Raw genomic sequence first — 16,390 nt, forward strand, 5'->3', positions numbered from 1 at the left:
TGTCAGCCGAGCGCGGGGGTGTCCAGGGTGAGTGTGCCCGCCTCGCTGTCCAGGGTCGCCGACACCCCGAGCGGAACGGTCAGTGAGGTCTCGCCGTGGCCGAAGCCCAGCTCCTCGGCGACCGGCACGCCGAGGCCGCCGAGCCGGTCGAGCAGCACCGCGCGCACCTCCTCGTACGGGCCGCACTCGGCCCAGGAGCCGAGGCCGATCCCGGCTACGCCGTCCAGCCGTCCGGAGCGCAGCAGCTGGGTCAGCATCCGGTCCAGCCGGTACGGCTCCTCGCCCACGTCCTCGATCATCAGCAGCCCGCCTCGGGCGGAGGGCCTGGCGTGCGGGGTGGACAGGTCGGCGGCGAGCAGGCAGACACAGCCGCCGAGGGTGACTCCCCGGGCGCGGCCCGGAACCAGCGGGCGGGCGGTGGGCAGGCCGAGGGTGCGTACCGACTCCGGGTCGAAGAGCGTGGCCCGCAGATGCTCCTGGGTGAAGGTGTCCTTGACGAACGCCGCCGCCGCGACCATCGGGCCGTGCAGCGTGGCCAGGCCCAGCCGCACGGCGAACGCCTCGTGCAGCGCGGTGACATCGCTGTAGCCGACGAGGATCTTGGGGCCCGCCGAGCGCAGCGCGTCCCAGTCGAGCAGGTCCACCATGCGCTGTGCGCCGTATCCGCCGCGCGCGCACAGGACCGCCGAGACGGTCGGGTCACACCACGCCTGCTGGAAGTCGCGGGCGCGGTCCTCGTCCGTACCGGCGAGGTGGCCGAGGGTGTCGTGGCGGGCCTGCACATGTGTCCCGACCACAGGGTCGAGGTCCCAGCCGCGCAGGATGTCCAGGCCGGCGGCGAGCCGCTCCTCGGAGACCGGGCCGCTGGTCGCCACGACGGCGACCCTGGCGCCGGGGCGGAGCCTGGCGGGCCGGGTAAGGGGCGTGAGGGTCATTTGCGGAGCTCCAGGAGCGGGATGTCGGGGCGGCTGATGTCGAAGGTCTGGGCGTACAGGGAGAGTTCGGCCTCCAGCGCGCGGACCAGGGTGTCGGCGCGGCGGAAGCCGTGCCCCTCGCCCTCGAAGGCGACGAAGGCGTGCGGGACCTCCCGCCCCTCCATGCGGGCGAGGAAGCGCTCGGCCTGCACGGGCGGGCAGATCACGTCGTCCAGCCCCTGGAGCAGGACGAAGGGCGCGGTGACGCGGTCCGCCTGCTGGACGGGCGAGCGGTCGCGGTAGCGGGCCGGGTACTCCTCCAGCGGCCCGACGAGCGTGTCGAGATAGCGGGATTCGAGGTCGTGGGTCTCGCCGCTCGCCCACCCCACGAGGTCGAGGACCGGGTAGATGATGGCGCCGCACGTGTAGACCCCGGTGGTGGCGAGGGAGACGGCGGTCGTCCAGCCGCCCGCGCTGCCGCCTCGGATCGCCAGCCGGTCCGGGTCCGCGGTGCCCTCGGCGGCCAGCCCCAGCGCGACGGCCGCGCAGTCCTCGACATCGACGACGCCCCACTGCTCGCGCAGCCGGTTGCGGTACTCCCGGCCGTATCCGGTCGAGCCGCCGTAGTTGACCTCGGCGACGCCGATGCCACGGGAGGTGAAATAGGCGATCTGCAGGTCGAGCACGAGCGGCACATGGTCGGTGGGACCGCCATGGGCCCACACCACATAGGGCGGCAGTTCGTCGGCGGGCGCGATATGGCCGGGATTGTGCGGCGGGTACACATGTGCGTGGATGTCGCGGCCGCCGGGGCCGGTGAAGACGCGGATCTGCGGTTCGGGGTAGTACGCGGGGTCGGCCGGGTCGTCGTGGGCGGCGCCGATGACCCTGGCCCGGCCGGTGCAGGTGTCCAGTTCCACCACTTCGTACGCGCTGCGCGGGCTCGCCGCGACCCCGACGACCCGCGTGCCGTGCACGGCCAGCGTCGGCTCCCAGGCGGTCCACGGCCCTGCCGCGTCCACCAGGTCGCCGGTCTCCGGATCGAGTATCCCGAGCACGGCGGAGCCCTGGCCGTGCAGTACGGCGACGATCCCACCGGGCAGCGGTGCGAACCAGCGGGGCCCGATCTTCCAGAGTGGGCCGGCGAACTCCTCCTCCCGCGGGCACAGGTTGGTGGCCCGGCCGGTCTCCGGATCCACCCGGTGCAGGTTCCACCAGCCGCCGCGGTCGGTGGCGGCGAGCAGCGTGCCGTCCGCGGCCCAGTCGGCCTGGGCGACGGACTCCTCGGGGCCGCCGATCACCGTGCGTACCCCGGTGAAGGTGCCGTCGGCGGCGACGTCGGCGAGCTTCAGTTCGGTGCCGTCCCACGGCATCCGGGGGTGGTCCCAGGCGATCCACACCGCGCGCCGCCCGTCCGGGGAGAGCCGGGGGCCGGTGACGAACCGGTGCCGGTCGTCGGACAGCTCCCGTACGGCCGCCCGGTCCTCGGCGGCGGAGCCGTCCAGCGGTACCGCCGCGACCACCCGCCGTACATCGGTGGCCGCCGGGCCGGTGAACTCCTCCAGTACGCACCACACTTCGCCCCGCTCCTGGCGCAACTGCGGGTCGGCCCAGCGCAGTCCGCCGCCCAAGGTCGAGAGCGGAGTCAGCGGCCGTGGCTCCCCCGCTCCGTCCGGCTCGTACGCGTACAGCCGCTGGTCGGCGAAGTGCACGAACACCACCAGCGGCCCGCCCGCGGCCCGCTCCACCCCCGCCCAGGGGTGCCCGCCGTACTCGACGACCCGGCTGCGCACGTTCCACGGCGGGGGCAGTACCGACACCTCGGCGCCGTCCGCGCGTCTGCGCACCAGCGCTCTCCGGCCGCCCTCGGCCGGCCTCGGCGCCGTCCACCACACCTCGTCCCCGACCACGCCGACGTACTCCGGATGACCGTCGTGTGAGGCGGCGAGGGCGGCGTCGATCGGCGAGGGCCAGCTGCCGTACGGCCCGGTGGGCACCATGTCTGCCACTTCCCCCTATGCGGACTGCAGATAGTGGTCGAGCACCCGGACGCCGAAGTGCAGCGCCTCGACCGGGACGCGCTCGTCGACGCCGTGGAAGAGTGCCGCGTAGTCGAAGCCCGGAGGAAGTTTCAGCGGGGAGAAGCCGTAGCCGGTGATGCCGAGCCGGGAGAACTGCTTGGCGTCCGTGCCGCCCGGCATGCAGTACGGCACGACATGCCCGTCGGGGTCGAAGCGCTCCACGGCGGCGCGGAGCTTGGCGAACGTCGGTGAGTCGACCGGGGCCTGGAGCGGGAGCTCCTGGTGGTCCAGCTCCCACTCCACGTCCGGCCCGGTGAGCCGGTCCAGGGTGGTGCGGAACTCCTCCTCGCCGCCGGGCAGCACCCGCCCGTCGATGTAAGCCGTGGCGCTGCCGGGAATCACATTGATCTTGTAGCCGGCTTCGAGCATGGTCGGGTTGGTGCTGCTGCGCACGGTCGGCTCGACCAGCGCGGCGGCCCGCCCCAGTTTGGCCAGCAGCCCGTCCACGTCGAGGTCCGCGGCAGCGACGTCCGTCTCGATGCCGTGCAGCGCGGCGAGTTCGGCCAGGGCGGCCCGCACGGTCGGAGTGAGCCGCACCGGCCAGTCGTGCTCCCCGATCCGGGCGACGGCGCCCGCCAGCCGGCTCACCGCGTTGGCGCGGTTGACTTTGGAGCCGTGGCCGGCGGTGCCGTACGCGGTGAGCTTCAGCCAGCGGGTGCCGCGCTCCCCCGCCGCGATCGGATAGAGGGCCATCCCCGGTCCGGCATGGAAGGTGAAGGCGCCGGCTTCGCTGATGCCTTCCGTACAGCCCTCGAAGAGGTCGGGGTGGTGGTCGGCGAGGAAGGCGGAGCCGTCGGCGGCGCTGGCCTCCTCGTCCGCGGTGTACGCGATCACGATGTCCCGGCGGGGCCGACAGTTCTGTCCCCTTCTGGCCGCCCGCGCCCAGGCCCGCACCACGGCGAGCACCATCGCGTCCATGTTCTTCATATCGACCGCGCCACGGCCCCACACCACCCCGTCCCGGACCTCTCCGGAGAAGGGGTGGACACGCCAGTCGGCGGGCTCGGCCGGCACCACGTCGAGGTGTCCGTGGACGAGCAGCGCGTCGGCGGACGGGTCGGAGCCCTCGATTCTGGCCACCACGTTGGTGCGTCCGGGGGTGCGTTCCAGCAGCGCCGGTTCGAGCCCGGCCTCGGCCAGCCGTTCCGCCACGTACTCGGCGGCGGGCCGCTCACGGCAGTCCCCGCCGCCGCGGTTGGTGGTGTCGATGCGGATGAGTTCGGAGGTGAACCGCACCGCCTCGTCGAGGGCGAGATCGTCGATGGGCTGCTGCATGTCAGCCATACTGCTCTTCCACCGCCGCCGAGACGATCGTCGTGACCGCTTTGAAGGTGCGAATTCCCTCGTACATGCTTCCGCTGGCGTAGGCGACCTTCCGCTCGCCGGTCCGCTCCACGCCCGGCACCACGGTCGCGGCGGCGGACAGATGCTCCGCGTCGAACTCCAGCTGCACGGTGAACGGCCCGCCGCGCACCGGATCGTGCCGCACGGCCAGCCCGGCCGCTTCCTTGGCCGCCGCCCTGATGTCCGCGGCGGTACGGGTCGGGGTGCGGCACACCGCCGCGTACCGCGAGACATGGTCCTTGACCGCGACCGCACAGGCCCCCGGCGCGTACCCCTTGGCGTCCTCGCAGGTCAGGTCGTCCCCGGTGACAAGCACGACGGGCACCCCGTATTCGGCGACGACATGGGAGTTGAGCAGGCCCTCGCTCGCCCGTGTGCCGTTGACCCACACCCCGGTGATGGAGTTGGCGAGATACGTGTGCGCGAGCACCCCTTCCGTACCCGCGCCCGTGTGGTAGCCGACAAAGGCGATGCCGTCCACGTCGCCGTACTGCACCCCCTCCACCATGGACAGCGACTTGTGGCGCCCGGTGAGCATCTGGGCCCGCTCGTCGAGCTGCTCCAGCAGCAGGTTGCGCATGGTCCAGTGCGCCTCGTTGATGAGCACCTCGTCGGCGCCGCCGTCGAAGAAACCGAGGACGGCGGCGTTCACATCGGAGGTGAACAGCGCACGGCAGCGCTCCCACTGCGGTGTGCCCGGCAGCACGTCGGCCGGCCAGGTCACACCGGTGGCGCCCTCCATGTCCGCAGAGATGAGGATCTTCATGGACAAAAACGTTACGCGCTGCCGTCCGGCCTGCCCACCCCTGTGGCTGCGCCACCCGGGGGGGGGAGCCCCCGGACCCCCGGCCGGGCCGGCACCGGCCTCCCTCGTCAGTCCGAACGGCCTACGACCAGCCAGTTCGAGGGCAGTTCGATACGCGAGCCGTCCGGCGCGTACTCGGTGGTCGCCAGGGTCGCCGCCCCGCTCGCCAGTACAGCCAGTCCCGCTTCCCCGAAGAACCGTGGAACCTCCTCGTCCGGCACCTCGCCGGGGGCGATGCCGTGTGCGAAGACCGGCTGGAGCTTGGCCGGCGGGCCGGCCGGGCCCTGGGCCAGGCCCACCAGCAACGGCCTTGCCGCTTCCGCGAGTTCGATGACGAAGGCCCGCCCCCGCTCGCCGACCAGGGTCGCGATGGAGTCCGCCAGCGGCTGCCGGTCGGCCGGCTCGCACTGGTGCAGCACGCCGCGCATATAGACGTTGGCGTCTCCGGTCTCGGTGTGCAGCTCCTGTACGGCACTCTTGTCGACCGCGTCGAGTTCCCGGAAGGCGGCCCGGCCGAAGCCGTCCGCCGTACCGTCCGCCGCACCGTCCGCCTTCGCCTGCTGCGCGTGTGCGATCGCGGCGGCCGACAGGTCGGCCCCGATCACCCGCGCAAAGCGGCCGGCGAGGAAGTGGGTCTGCCTGCCGTTGCCGCAGCCGAGATCGATCAGCGGCAGATCGGGCTCCGCCAGATGGGGTTCGAAGAGGGCGAGGTGCATGCCCGAGGTGCGGGCCGGCTCCGCGTCCCAGAACACCGATCCGGCCGCGGCGGGCGCCTCGCGCCAGAAGCCTTCCCACGCGTCCCTGTACCGATTCGTCACGCTCATGAACAACTCCCCAGGATGTGACACGACGTCAAGATCGGTCTACCGCCGCGAAGACGCGCGGGACAAGGTGCCCGCGCAATCATTCACCTCGCGTTCGAGCCAGGACGCCGTACCCGTGGAAGCGACAGTTCGAACCACACCGTCTTGCCGGCGCCGGTCCTGCTGGTGCCCCACTCCCGCGCCAGCGCGCTCACCACCCGCAGCCCGCGCCCCGATTCCGCCTCCGCTCCCGCGCTGAGCAGGGTCGGCAGGGTGTGGTCGTCGTCCTCCACCTCGCAGAGCAGCGTGCCGGTGCGGACCAGCCGCAGCTCCACATGGCGGCTGTGCGCGTGGCGCAGGGCGTTGGTGACGACCTCGCCCGCCAGCAGGGCCGCTGTCTCGGCCACCTCCTCCAGCCCCCAGTCGTCCAGCTGGGCAGCGACCAGCCGGCGCGCCCGGCCCGCCTCGCGCGGGTCGATGGCGAGCTGGAACCGGGCCACGTCCTCGGGCGCGATGCCGGTGAGGCGGGCCATCAGCAGCGCCACGTCGTCCTTGCGGCCGCCGCGGCCCTCAATCCAATGAGACGCAGCGAGGGCGCGGATGATGGTGTCGCAGGCGTCGTCCATGGAGGCCGCGGGATGGGCGGCCGACTCGCAGAGCGTCGCGAGCCCGACGCCGATGTCCTCGCCACGTACCTCGACCAGGCCGTCGGTGCACATCACCAGCCGGTCGCCGGGCGCGACGGGCACCCGTACCGACTCGAAGGGCACCCCGCCGACCCCGATCGGCGCTCCGGTCGGCAGCTCCAGCAGCTCGCTGCGGCCGTCCTCGGCGCGTACCAGGACTGGCGGGATGTGGCCGGCGTTGGCGATCTGCAGCTCGCCGGCGATCGGGTCGTAGACCGCGTACAGACAGGTGGCCAGATAGTGCTCGCCGAGCCGCTGCGCCAGGTCGTCGAGGTTGCGCAGGAGCTGTGCGGGCGGCAGGTCAAGCGCGGCCATGGTCTGTACTGCCGTACGCAACTGGCCCATCATCGCGGCGGAGTTGAGGCCGTGTCCCATGACGTCACCCACCACCAGCGCGGTGCGCGAGCCGGGCAGCTTGACCGAGTCGAACCAGTCGCCGCCGACTCGCCCGAGCAGCGTGCCGGGCAGGTAGCGGGTCGCCGTGTCGCAGCCCGCCATCTGCGGGATGACCTGCGGGAGCATGCTGTCCTGGAGGGTCTCGGCGACGCTCTCCTGGTAGGTGTACATGCGCGCATTGTCAAGCACGAGCCCGGCGCGGGCGGCGAGTTCGGCCCCGGTGACCCGGTCCATGTCGTTGAAGACGGGCCGCTCCGCGTGCCGCAGCAGGATCATGAATCCCAGCACGACGTTGCGCGCCTTGAGCGGCACGACCAGCATGGAGCGGTTGTTGATCAGCGGACGGATGTCGCGCTTCTCGAACTGCGAGGCGATGGCGTCGCCCATCTGCTCGCTGATGCGGGGCACGAGCACCGGCTCGCCCGTCGTCATGCACTGGAAGAACGGGGTGTGCACCGGGAAGGGCATGGACTCGCCGACCGGCACCACATCGTCCCACCGGCCCGGTTCGTCGACGTGCTCGACGGCGACCCGGTGCCACATCGTGGTGGCGTCCGGCGGTCCGGCGGGGAAGCCTTCGCCCGCGATGACCTGTTCGCGCAGATAGGTGCCGGCCACATCGGTGAACCGGGGCACGACGGCCGCGCTGACCTCCTGGATCGTACGGGCGAGGTCGAGCGAGGAACCGATGCGGCCGCTGACCTCGTTGAGGAATTCGAGGCGCTCGCGCACGGCCGCGTACTCGAGGTCCTGTTCGACGTCGGCGGCTTCAAAGTCCTGCCCCGCCTCGACGGCCTCGACGGCCAGACGCCGCCGCGCCCTGCGCTCGGCCCTCCTCGGCACACCCCAGTCGGGGGTGACCGGCACCCGGTCGTGCCGACTGAACTCCAGGACCGGATAACCCAGTTCAAGGATCTGCGAGACGATGCGGGAACTCTCGCCGACGCTCATGCTGGGCAGGATCTCGGGTAGCCGGCGGGCGAGTTCGTCGAAGCCGGGGAACTCGGTGTGCAGCGCGAAGCCCGGCGCGATGCGCTCCAGGGAATCGCCGTCGAGTTCCTCGTCCCGGTGCAGGCGGTCCGCGTCCGCGGCGAGTACGAGCAGCCGTCCGGGCCCCGGCCCGATCAGCGGGTAGGCCCACCACAGGACGTCGATCCGCTCGCGTCCGGACTCCGACAGCCGGGCCCGGCCGGCCGCGGGGTAGGAGGTGCGGCCGCCCAGCGAGGCTTCGAGGTCCGGCCCGAACTCGCGGGCGGAGTCGTACGTTTCGTACGCTCCCCGGGCCCGCGCCGGCGCGACCCCGACCGCCTCGGCCACCTCTGCCGCCGCGTTCGCCTCCGCCGCCTCGTTGAGTGGCCCGGAGACCGGCAGCAGCTCGACGGCGGGCTGCCCGACGGCCTCCTCCTTGGAGCGGCCGAACAACCGCCGCGCACCCGTGCTCCAGTGCGAGACCAGGCCGTCGCCGTCCACGACGACCACGGCAAGCGGAATCCGGCCGGCCACTTCGCGCCGCCGCGGCAGGCCCGTCGGAATGCCCCTGTCCATGGGTGGGAGGCTCCTTCCCCGCGGTAAGATCTGCGACTCCTTCCACCACGGTACGGCCCTGCGCGCGCCGCCCGCCGGGCAACGCACGAATAGGTGGTGCGCCCGCGCGCGGGGGCCCAGCCACCCGAACGGGAACCGCGTACCGGTGAGTACCGGTTCAGTCCTCGTGGCCCAGCTGGAGGTCCCGTTCGGTGCGCCCACCACCCGCCACCTGGAGCACTGTGGCCACGGGCGGATAGCCCGCGGCGATCACCGTGTACTCGCCCGACGAAAGGTCGACGAAGCGGAATGCCCCGTCCGGCCCCGTGGTCAGCGTGTCGACGACATTGCCGGCGGCGTCGAGCAGGGTGACCCGGGCGTCCTCGACCGGCCGTCCACCGCTCGCCCGGACCGTACCGCGCAGCACGGCTCCGCCCGCCAGTTCGATGTCCTGCCGGGTCTCCCGGGAGGACTGCACGCTCACGGGGAGCGCGGCGGGGCGGAAGGCGGGGGCGCTGGCGGCCAGGGTGTACTCCCCCGCTACGAGTTCCGTCATCACATAGCCGCCCTCGCGCCCGCTGCGGGTCGTCGCGACGACGTCTCCGCGTACGTCGGTGAGCGTGACGGCGGCGTCCCTGACCGGAGTGCCGTCCGCCGTGACGACGGATCCGGCGAGCCGGCCGGCCCCGCCGAGCACCACGTCGAGGTCCACGGGCCGTTCGCCCACGGTGACGCTTACGGCCTGCGGCTGGTGGCCGCCGGCCGCCGCGATCAGGACGTACGAGCCGGAGCCGGGCACGCTCAGCGCGTACCGCCCGTCCTCGCCGCTGGCGCCGCGCCCGATCTGCTGCCCGGAGACGTCGATGAGGGTGAGCGCGGCGCGCGGCACCGAACTGCCGTCGTGGTGCTGCACCGTGCCGCAGACGGGCACGCCCGCCGAGTACCCGGAGCCGTGTCCGGTGCCGTTCCCGGAGCTGCTGCCGGTGTTGTTGCCGGCGCCGCTGCCGGGGTCCGGGCCGCGCCCGGCGCGTGCGTGCGGGATGGATGTGGGTTCGGCGGCGGGGGCGTTGTGGGACACCAGCGGTTTCTCCTTGAGGAAGAAGGCGAGCAGAAGGCCGAGGCCGAGCACCGGCACGAGGTAGAGGAAGATCCGCGGCATGGCGTCGGCATAGGCCTGGATGTAGCCGTCGCGCAGGGCGGGCTCCATGGCGTGGACCATCTGCGGGGTGATCGACTCGGGGGACGGCAGGCCCGCGCCCGACGGCAGTCGCTCCGCGAGCGCGTCGGTGAGCCGGTCGGCGAACAGCGTGCCGAAGACGGCGGCGCCGACGCTGCCGCCGATCTGCCGGAAGTAGTTGTTGGTGCTGGTCGCGGCGCCCAGGTCGGCCGGGTCGACGGCGTTCTGGACGGCGAGGACGAGTACGGGCATCACCAGGCCGATGCCGGTACCCAGCACCGCCATCCAAATGCTGTACTCCAGACGTGGCGTACCGGCCTCCAGGCCCGACAGCAGCCACATGCCTACCGCCGCGACCGCACTGCCGATGACCGGATACGCCTTGTAGCGGCCGGTCTTGCTGATCAGCTGCCCGGATACGACCGAGGCGATGACGATGCCGCCCATCATCGGAAGCATCAGCAGCCCCGACTCGGTGGCGCTCGCGCCGTCGGCCATCTGCAGGAAGGTCGGCAGATAGCTGGCCGCGCCGAACAGCGCCACGCCGATCACCGCCCCGACGACAGCGGTGATGTTGAAGACCGAGTCGCGGAACAGCCGCAGCGGAATGATCGGTTCGGGCGCGTAGTGCTCGACGACCACGAAGAGGAGGGTCGTTCCGAGGGCTCCGGCGCCGAGCCCGAGGATGACCCGCGAGTCCCAGTCGTACTCCGTACCGCCCCAACTGGTCAGCAGCACCAGGCAGGTGGAGGCGGCGGCCATCAGGACCGCACCCACCACGTCGAGGCGGGCCCGGGTCCGCGGCTTCGGGAGTTTCAGTACGACGGCGATGAGGACCAGGGTGACCAGGCCGAAGGGGATGTTGAGGTAGAAGCACCAGCGCCAGGAGGCGTGGTCGGTGAAGAAGCCGCCGAGCAGCGGTCCGGCCACCGAGGCGAGTCCGAAGGCGGCACCGATCAGTCCCATGAACCGGCCGCGCTCCCGTGGCGGGACGATGTCCGCCATGATCGCCTGGACGCCGATCATCAGCCCGCCGCCGCCGACGCCCTGGACGGCCCGGAAGGCGATCAGCTGGTCCATGGTCCGGGACCAGCCGGCGAGCGCGGAGCCGATGACGAAGACGACGATCGCGAACTGGAAGACGCTCTTGCGACCGAAGAGGTCGCCCAGCTTTCCGTAGACGGGCAGGGCGACGGTCGAGGCGAGGAGGTACGAGGTGACCGCCCAGGACATCTTGTCCAGGCCGTGCAGCTCACCGACGATTTTCGGCAGTGCGGTGGCGATGATCATCTGGTCGAGCGCCGCTAGCAGCAGCGTGAGCATCAGCCCGAAGAAGACCATCCGCAGCCGGAACGGACTGAGCGTTCCGTCGGCGGACGCGGGGGCGGCCGACGGCGGGGCCCCTTCGGCTGCGGCGGGAGCGGGCGCACCGGCCCGCTCCTCCTTCACCAGAGTGATCCCGCCCACGTGCTGCTCCCCTCGTCGCGCCTGCGCCGCCGACCTTTGTCGCATTACGCGAGAAGCGGGAGCAAGCGAGACGTTTCGCCACAGCACGGCACGGGCAGGACGCCAACTGCCCTGCGGGGAGCGCCCGTCCGGCGCTCATCAGCGGGTTTCCCGCGGCGCGGAACGCACCCGTCGCGTCATGGCGCCGCGGAAAGGATCACCCGAACCGGTGAGCACCGGGGCGCCAGTCACGAGTCAACCGACAGGTCAACCGGGGGTCAACCGGGGTGTCGACCGAGGGTCGCGCGAGGGGTCAACGCTCCATCTCGGCGGCGAGCTTGGCGAGCACCGCGTCGTAGATGCGGCCAAGTCCCTTGGGCGCGAAGGTGCGCTCGAAGAAGCCGCCGATGCCGCCGGCGCCGTCCCACACGGTGGTGACGACGGCCTTCGACTTGCCCTCCCCCGCGGGGGTGACGGTCCAGGTGGTCACCATGGAGGAGTTCCGGTCCTTCTCGACCAGCTGCCCTTCGGTCGGCTCGGTGACCTCGAGCAGGCAGTCGCGGATCCGCTTGCTCGTCGCCTGGAGCTTCCAGTGGACGAGCGTGCCCGCACCGTCGCCGCCCTCGCGCACCTCGTACTCGCTGAAGTGCTCGGGGAGCAGCTTGGCGCGGGTCCCGGTGTAGTCGGCCAGTGCGTCGAACACCTTCTCCGCGTCCGCCGCGATGATCCGCTCCGTGGTGGCCTCGACCTGCGCCATGCCTGTCCTCCAGGACTCGTAGTAGCTAGTGGTGAGGGGGTCGCGGCAAGCCAACCACCTGGAGCACGGCCGCCCAAATCCGGGTCCTCGCACGATCAAGGGAACATGTGTTCTATTCTGTGGCCAGTGCTACCGCGGAGGCGCCATGCGCTGGGACAATCTGGCCGAAAACCAGCCTGCACCAATGCCGGGCTCGCCCGCCGCGCTCTTCGGGGCGGACGCGGTCGTCACCCGGACGTTCGACACGCCCGAGTTCCGCCGACCACGCGAACCCGTTCTCCATCCTCACCAAGGGCACGCTGATCCTGCGCGATCTCGACCTGCTCCAGCAGGCCGCCGAGGTCACCGACGTCGGCATCTCCGTCTCCGTCGGCTTCATCGACAGCGCCCTGTGGCGCACGGTCGAGCCGGGCACGCCCTCGCCCGAGCGCCGCCTCGACGTCGTCCGCGCGCTCACCGAGGCCGGCATCGGCTGCGGGGTGCTGATGGCCCCGGTGATCCCCTTCCTCGGCGACTCGCCCGACCAGCTGCGCGCGACGGTGCGCGCGATCGCCGCCTCCGGCGCCACCTCGGTGACACCGCTCGTACTCCATCTGCGGCCCGGTGCGCGCGAATGGTTCATGGCCTGGCTGGCCGAACACCATCCGTATCTCGTACGCCGGTACGAACGGCTGTACGCCGCGGGGGCCTACGCGCCCAAGTGGTACCAGCGCCGGATCACCCGCCAAGTGCATGAACTGGCAACCGAGTTCGGTATCGTCCCGTCCCGGCGGGGTGTCGCGCGGCGGATACCGGCCACGCCGGAGCCGGAGTTCACCGAGCCGACTCAGCTCACCCTCCTCTGACGTCACCAAATCGGGCCAATTCTCTGCAGAACGCCTCCTTCTGGGCACGGATTCCTGGACGATGCGGCCTGGGCTGTGGGCCCACAGCCCAGCACCCTGTCGGCCGGGAGGCCCTATGAAGAAGCGCGCAGCAGTTCTGTTCGGCGTCGCCGCGGTGATGGCGGGGACGGTCACAGCCGTTCCGTCCGCCGCGAGCACCGGCCCGGCAGCGCCGCGCACCGCCCTCAAGTGGACGAACTGCTCCACGAAGACCTATCCGACACTCCAGTGCTCCTCGGTCGCGGTCCCCCTGGACCACGCCCGCCCGAAGGGCAAGAAGATCACCCTCGCGCTGTCGCGGGTCCGGCACACCGCCGCGAAGTCGCAGGGCCCGCTGCTGGTCAACCCGGGCGGACCGGGTGGCAGCGGCCTCACGCTGGCCGGCTTCGTCGCCTCCTCGCTGCCCAAGGAGGTCGCGGCACAGTACGACGTGGTCGGCTTTGACCCGCGCGGCGTGGGGAAGAGCGAGCCGGCGCTGCACTGCGGGCCCGGCCACGCCGCGCCGGTCCGGCCGGGCTCCGTACCGCGCAGCATCGCCGAGGAGCGGGCCAACCTCGACCGGGTCCAGTCCTTCGCGCGGGCCTGCGCCGGCCGGCACGGCGGTCTGCTGAAGCACATCGACACGGTGAGCACGGCCAAGGACCTGGACTACATCCGGCACGCGCTGGGCGCACCGCGGATCAACTACTTCGGCTACTCGTACGGCACCTATCTCGGCGCCGTGTACGCCAAGCTCTTCCCGCAGCGGGTACGGCGGGTGGTGCTCGACTCGGTCGTCGACCCGGGCGGCGTCTGGTACGACGCCAACCTTGCGCAGAACTACGCCTTCGACGCCCGGCACAAGGCGTTCATGGCGTGGGTCGCCCGGCACGACAGTACGTACGGGCTCGGCTCCAACCCCGCGACGGTCGAGGCGAAGTGGTACCGCATGCGCTCGGCCGTGGGGAAGAACCCGGCCGGCGGGAAGGTCGGCCCGTCGGAGCTGGAGGACACCTTCATGCCCGGCGGCTACTTCAACGGCTACTGGCCGTATCTGGCCGAGGCGTTCGCCGCGTACACGAAGGCAGAGAAGGACGAGGCCCCGCTGGTCGAGGCGTACGAGAACTTCGCCGCCGTCGACGCGGCGGGAGAGAACGGCTACAGCGTCTACGCCGCGGTGCAGTGCCGGGACGCCGCCTGGCCGCGAAACTGGAACACCTGGCGCCGGGACATGTGGCATGCGCACGCTAAGGCGCCCTTCATGACCTGGAACAACGCCTGGTACAACGCCCCGTGCGCCTCCTGGAGCACCAGGTCACTCACCCCGCCGGACGTCTCGAACGCCTCACTGCCGCCGGTGCTGCTGTTCCAGGCGACCGACGACGCGGCGACGCCGTACGAAGGCGCCGCCCGCGTACACCGCAAACTGCGCGGCTCCAGCCTGGTGGTCGAGCAGGGCGGCGGCAACCACGGCATCTCACTGAGCGGAAACGCCTGCCTGGACCGCTACCTGGCGGACTACCTGGCCACCGGCACGGTGCCGCGCGCCAGCGCGGGCGGAGCGGACGCGGTCTGCGACGCCCTGCCCGAACCGAAGCCGCTCCCGGCAACAAAGGCGGCCACGGGCACCGGCCGCACGGGAGGTGCCACCCTGCACGGGCTGCTCGGCTTCAGGTCCTGACCCGCACGCCGACGGGTGCGTGAGCTTGGGCGTGACGGAGAACCGACTCACCCACATCTCCGCACCCGTCGACGTCGCCCCCGGCAATGGGTACAGCCTGCCTCGCGGCGGCCGGCGCCACTTTCGACGACGTGGTAAAGCGGACCTTTCTCGTCACCGATATCGCCCACCTCTCGGCCGTCCGTACCGCGCGCGACGAGGTCATCGACACGCAGCGCCCACCGGCCAGTTCGGCCGTCCAGGTCGCAGCAACCGTTCCGCCCCGAACTGCTGGTGGAGATCGAGGCGTTCGCGATCGCGGGCCAGCATCTCGACGCGGCAGGCCGGCGGCCCGTGTCGCGGAGACGGGGGCCGCCGGTGTCATGCGGGGAAAGCGTCAGGCGGCTGCGTCTTCGCGGCCCCTGCGGGTGCGGCGGTGGAAGATCTCGTCAAAGGTGGTGCGGGCGCCGGCCGGGTCGACGTAATGCATGGCCAGCAGGGCGGCGATGACGGCTCCTACGAGGTCGTTGTGGATCTCGTCCCAGCCGTGTTCGTCGCCGCAGGTGGTGAGGCCCTTCAGGCCGTGGAGGGCGTGCATGGCGTCGCCGGCCTCCTCCGCTACCTTGCCGATCTGGAGGCTTTTCAGCTCTTCGTCGGGGAGGTGTTCGCCAGCCTTGCGGCAGACGGCAGAGAGCTTCTCGATGTTGTCCCACAGGGCGTCCATGACGGTCTCCGATCGATGGGTCGGGCAGGGCTATTCCTGTGCGGGTCGTCCGAGCTGACGTACCGTCCATCCGGCCAAGCGCCAGGCATCGGCGTACAGGAGGTTGCGGAGGTCCACGAGGACCGGGTCCGCGACCAGGGAGGCGAGGGCCTTGGGGTCGGCGTCGCGGAACTGGGGCCACTCGGTGGCCAGGACGATCAGTTCCGCGTCCTTCGCCGAGTCCTCCAGGTCTTCGGCGTAGTCGAGCTCGGGGTGGCGGCGCAGGGCGGTGGCCACGGCGTGGGGGTCGTGGACGGTGACGGTGGCGCCGCGCCGGTGCATGAGGGCGGCAATCGCGAGCGCGGGGGATTCACGAACATCGTCGGTGCCGGCCTTGAAGGAGGCGCCCCAGACGGTGACGCGGGTGCCGCTCACGCTGCGGCCGAGGGTTTGCTCAATGAGGGTGAGCGCGGCGGTGGGGCGGGATTCGTTGACTGTTCGGCGGCGCGGAGGAGGACGGCTGCGTCGCGAGGCGGCTGAGCGCCTCCGCCGCCGCGGCGCCCAGCCGTGGGTGATCCCGCGCCTGGGTGAGGACGGGCTCCGCCCGCCGGTCGCCGAGGATGCCGAGGCCCTCCACGCAGGCGAGGGCCACGCGCCAGTACGGCTCCTGCGGGGCGAGCAGCCGGTGCAGGGTGGCGGTCAGCGCCGGCACGGACTCGGGCGCCCGTAGCTCGGTGAGCAGGCGCACGGGATGCAGCGCGTACGCCGTGCGCAGCGCGTTGGTGGCGAGGGCGGCGGCCGCCCTGGCGGTGCGCGGGTCGCCGAGCCGCGCGAGCGCGTACGCGGCGGAGGCGCAGCGCGCCGGTTCGCGGTGGTTGAGGAGCAGCACCAGGGTCTCGAAGGCCCGCCGGTCGCCGGCGCAGCCGAGCCGGAAGGCGGCGATCTCCCGGGCCCACAGCGGCCGGCCGGTCGCGGTGAGCACTCCGGCGAGCAGGCCGTGGTCGTCCGTCGCGATCAGCTTCTCGTAGGCGGCCAGTTCGGCCGGGTCGCTCACTTCGTGCCTGATCCGGACCGTCAGCTCCCGCAGCTCCCCACCCATGACGCCAGCGTACGGACCGCGGGCCGGGGTGCGGTGCAGATCACGGTTCCCGGGGGGTGGCGCGCTCGTTACCCGCCGGTTAAGCTCATACGAGCGAGTCAATGCGGCCCTACCTCGGCCGTACGACCGCCA

At 71.9% G+C, this 16,390-nt stretch carries 12 protein-coding genes and 2 pseudogenes; 3 read left to right on the top strand and 11 right to left on the bottom strand.

All coding sequences use genetic code 11. The features are described 5' to 3' along the window. Positions 1–2: 2 nt before the first annotated feature. From NLX86_RS13655 to NLX86_RS13690, 8 genes are all read right to left on the bottom strand, one after another. Entirely contained in the window at positions 3–935 is a 933-nt protein-coding gene (locus NLX86_RS13655; RefSeq protein ID WP_254371937.1) for an LD-carboxypeptidase, read from the bottom strand. Further along, positions 932–2,914, bottom strand: a complete 1,983-nt coding sequence (locus NLX86_RS13660; protein ID WP_254371938.1) for a prolyl oligopeptidase family serine peptidase — start codon at positions 2,912–2,914, stop codon at positions 932–934. The genes NLX86_RS13655 and NLX86_RS13660 overlap by 4 nt, the downstream gene beginning before the upstream one ends. Positions 2,915–2,929: 15 nt before the next feature. Then, complete coding sequence (locus NLX86_RS13665) at positions 2,930–4,270, bottom strand: M20/M25/M40 family metallo-hydrolase (protein ID WP_254371939.1); 1,341 nt, start codon at positions 4,268–4,270, stop codon at positions 2,930–2,932. 1 nt (position 4,271) lies between these two features. Continuing rightward, positions 4,272–5,105 carry a M55 family metallopeptidase gene (locus NLX86_RS13670; protein ID WP_254371940.1) on the bottom strand — a complete coding sequence of 278 codons (834 nt, stop codon included), beginning with the start codon at positions 5,103–5,105 and terminating at the stop codon, positions 4,272–4,274. 107 nt (positions 5,106–5,212) lie between these two features. Beyond that, the gene (locus NLX86_RS13675; protein WP_254371941.1) at positions 5,213–5,968 is read right to left on the bottom strand and encodes a class I SAM-dependent methyltransferase; all 756 of its coding nucleotides are present in this window, start codon (positions 5,966–5,968) and stop codon (positions 5,213–5,215) included. Positions 5,969–6,051: 83 nt separating this feature from the next. Further along, the gene (locus NLX86_RS13680) at positions 6,052–8,574 is read right to left on the bottom strand and encodes a SpoIIE family protein phosphatase (RefSeq protein WP_254371942.1); all 2,523 of its coding nucleotides are present in this window, start codon (positions 8,572–8,574) and stop codon (positions 6,052–6,054) included. 157 nt (positions 8,575–8,731) lie between these two features. After that, a complete protein-coding gene (locus NLX86_RS13685) occupies positions 8,732–11,197 on the bottom strand; it encodes an MFS transporter (RefSeq protein WP_254371943.1) in 2,466 nt (821 codons plus the stop codon). A gap of 292 nt (positions 11,198–11,489) precedes the next feature. Then, on the bottom strand, positions 11,490–11,933 hold the full coding sequence (locus NLX86_RS13690) for an SRPBCC family protein (RefSeq protein ID WP_254371944.1): 444 nt from the start codon (positions 11,931–11,933) through the stop codon (positions 11,490–11,492). A 203-nt stretch (positions 11,934–12,136) separates the two neighbouring features. Between NLX86_RS13690 and NLX86_RS13695 the strand changes: the two are divergent. The 3 genes and pseudogenes from NLX86_RS13695 to NLX86_RS35030 form a co-directional block, all read left to right on the top strand. Further along, a pseudogene (locus tag NLX86_RS13695) lies at positions 12,137–12,778 on the top strand (radical SAM protein); the annotation flags it as partial. A gap of 115 nt (positions 12,779–12,893) precedes the next feature. Beyond that, positions 12,894–14,477: an alpha/beta hydrolase gene (locus NLX86_RS13700; RefSeq protein ID WP_254371945.1), complete on the top strand. Its 1,584-nt coding sequence runs from the start codon at positions 12,894–12,896 to the stop codon at positions 14,475–14,477. 98 nt (positions 14,478–14,575) lie between these two features. Continuing rightward, positions 14,576–14,774, top strand: a pseudogene (locus tag NLX86_RS35030) (RidA family protein); the annotation flags it as partial. 79 nt (positions 14,775–14,853) lie between these two features. On the opposite strand, the gene NLX86_RS13710 reads toward NLX86_RS35030, so the two are convergent. The 3 genes from NLX86_RS13710 to NLX86_RS13720 are packed head-to-tail and all read right to left on the bottom strand — an operon-like array spanning position 14,854 to position 16,258. Beyond that, positions 14,854–15,180: a MazG-like family protein gene (locus NLX86_RS13710; protein WP_254371946.1), complete on the bottom strand. Its 327-nt coding sequence runs from the start codon at positions 15,178–15,180 to the stop codon at positions 14,854–14,856. Positions 15,181–15,210: 30 nt separating this feature from the next. Beyond that, positions 15,211–15,594 (bottom strand): UDP binding domain-containing protein, encoded by a 384-nt coding sequence (locus NLX86_RS13715; protein ID WP_254371947.1) that lies wholly within the window; start codon positions 15,592–15,594, stop codon positions 15,211–15,213. Positions 15,595–15,613: 19 nt separating this feature from the next. Then, entirely contained in the window at positions 15,614–16,258 is a 645-nt protein-coding gene (locus tag NLX86_RS13720; RefSeq protein WP_254371948.1) for a HEAT repeat domain-containing protein, read from the bottom strand. Positions 16,259–16,390 lie beyond the last annotated feature (132 nt).

Origin of the sequence: Streptomyces sp. A3M-1-3, assembly GCF_024213665.1 — a bacterium.
Taxonomy (GTDB): domain Bacteria; phylum Actinomycetota; class Actinomycetes; order Streptomycetales; family Streptomycetaceae; genus Streptomyces.

What these genes read in the sequence shown, in the direction of transcription:
- NLX86_RS13655 (WP_254371937.1), bottom strand. Translation starts at nt 935, where the DNA reads ATGACCCTCACGCCCCTTACCCGGCCCGCCAGGCTCCGCCCCGGCGCC.
- NLX86_RS13660 (WP_254371938.1), bottom strand. Translation starts at nt 2,914, where the DNA reads ATGGTGCCCACCGGGCCGTACGGCAGCTGGCCCTCGCCGATCGACGCC.
- NLX86_RS13665 (WP_254371939.1), bottom strand. Translation starts at nt 4,270, where the DNA reads ATGCAGCAGCCCATCGACGATCTCGCCCTCGACGAGGCGGTGCGGTTC.
- NLX86_RS13670 (WP_254371940.1), bottom strand. Translation starts at nt 5,105, where the DNA reads ATGAAGATCCTCATCTCTGCGGACATGGAGGGCGCCACCGGTGTGACC.
- NLX86_RS13675 (WP_254371941.1), bottom strand. Translation starts at nt 5,968, where the DNA reads ATGAGCGTGACGAATCGGTACAGGGACGCGTGGGAAGGCTTCTGGCGC.
- NLX86_RS13680 (WP_254371942.1), bottom strand. Translation starts at nt 8,574, where the DNA reads ATGGACAGGGGCATTCCGACGGGCCTGCCGCGGCGGCGCGAAGTGGCC.
- NLX86_RS13690 (WP_254371944.1), bottom strand. Translation starts at nt 11,933, where the DNA reads ATGGCGCAGGTCGAGGCCACCACGGAGCGGATCATCGCGGCGGACGCG.
- NLX86_RS13700 (WP_254371945.1), top strand. Translation starts at nt 12,894, where the DNA reads ATGAAGAAGCGCGCAGCAGTTCTGTTCGGCGTCGCCGCGGTGATGGCG.
- NLX86_RS13710 (WP_254371946.1), bottom strand. Translation starts at nt 15,180, where the DNA reads ATGGACGCCCTGTGGGACAACATCGAGAAGCTCTCTGCCGTCTGCCGC.
- NLX86_RS13720 (WP_254371948.1), bottom strand. Translation starts at nt 16,258, where the DNA reads ATGGGTGGGGAGCTGCGGGAGCTGACGGTCCGGATCAGGCACGAAGTG.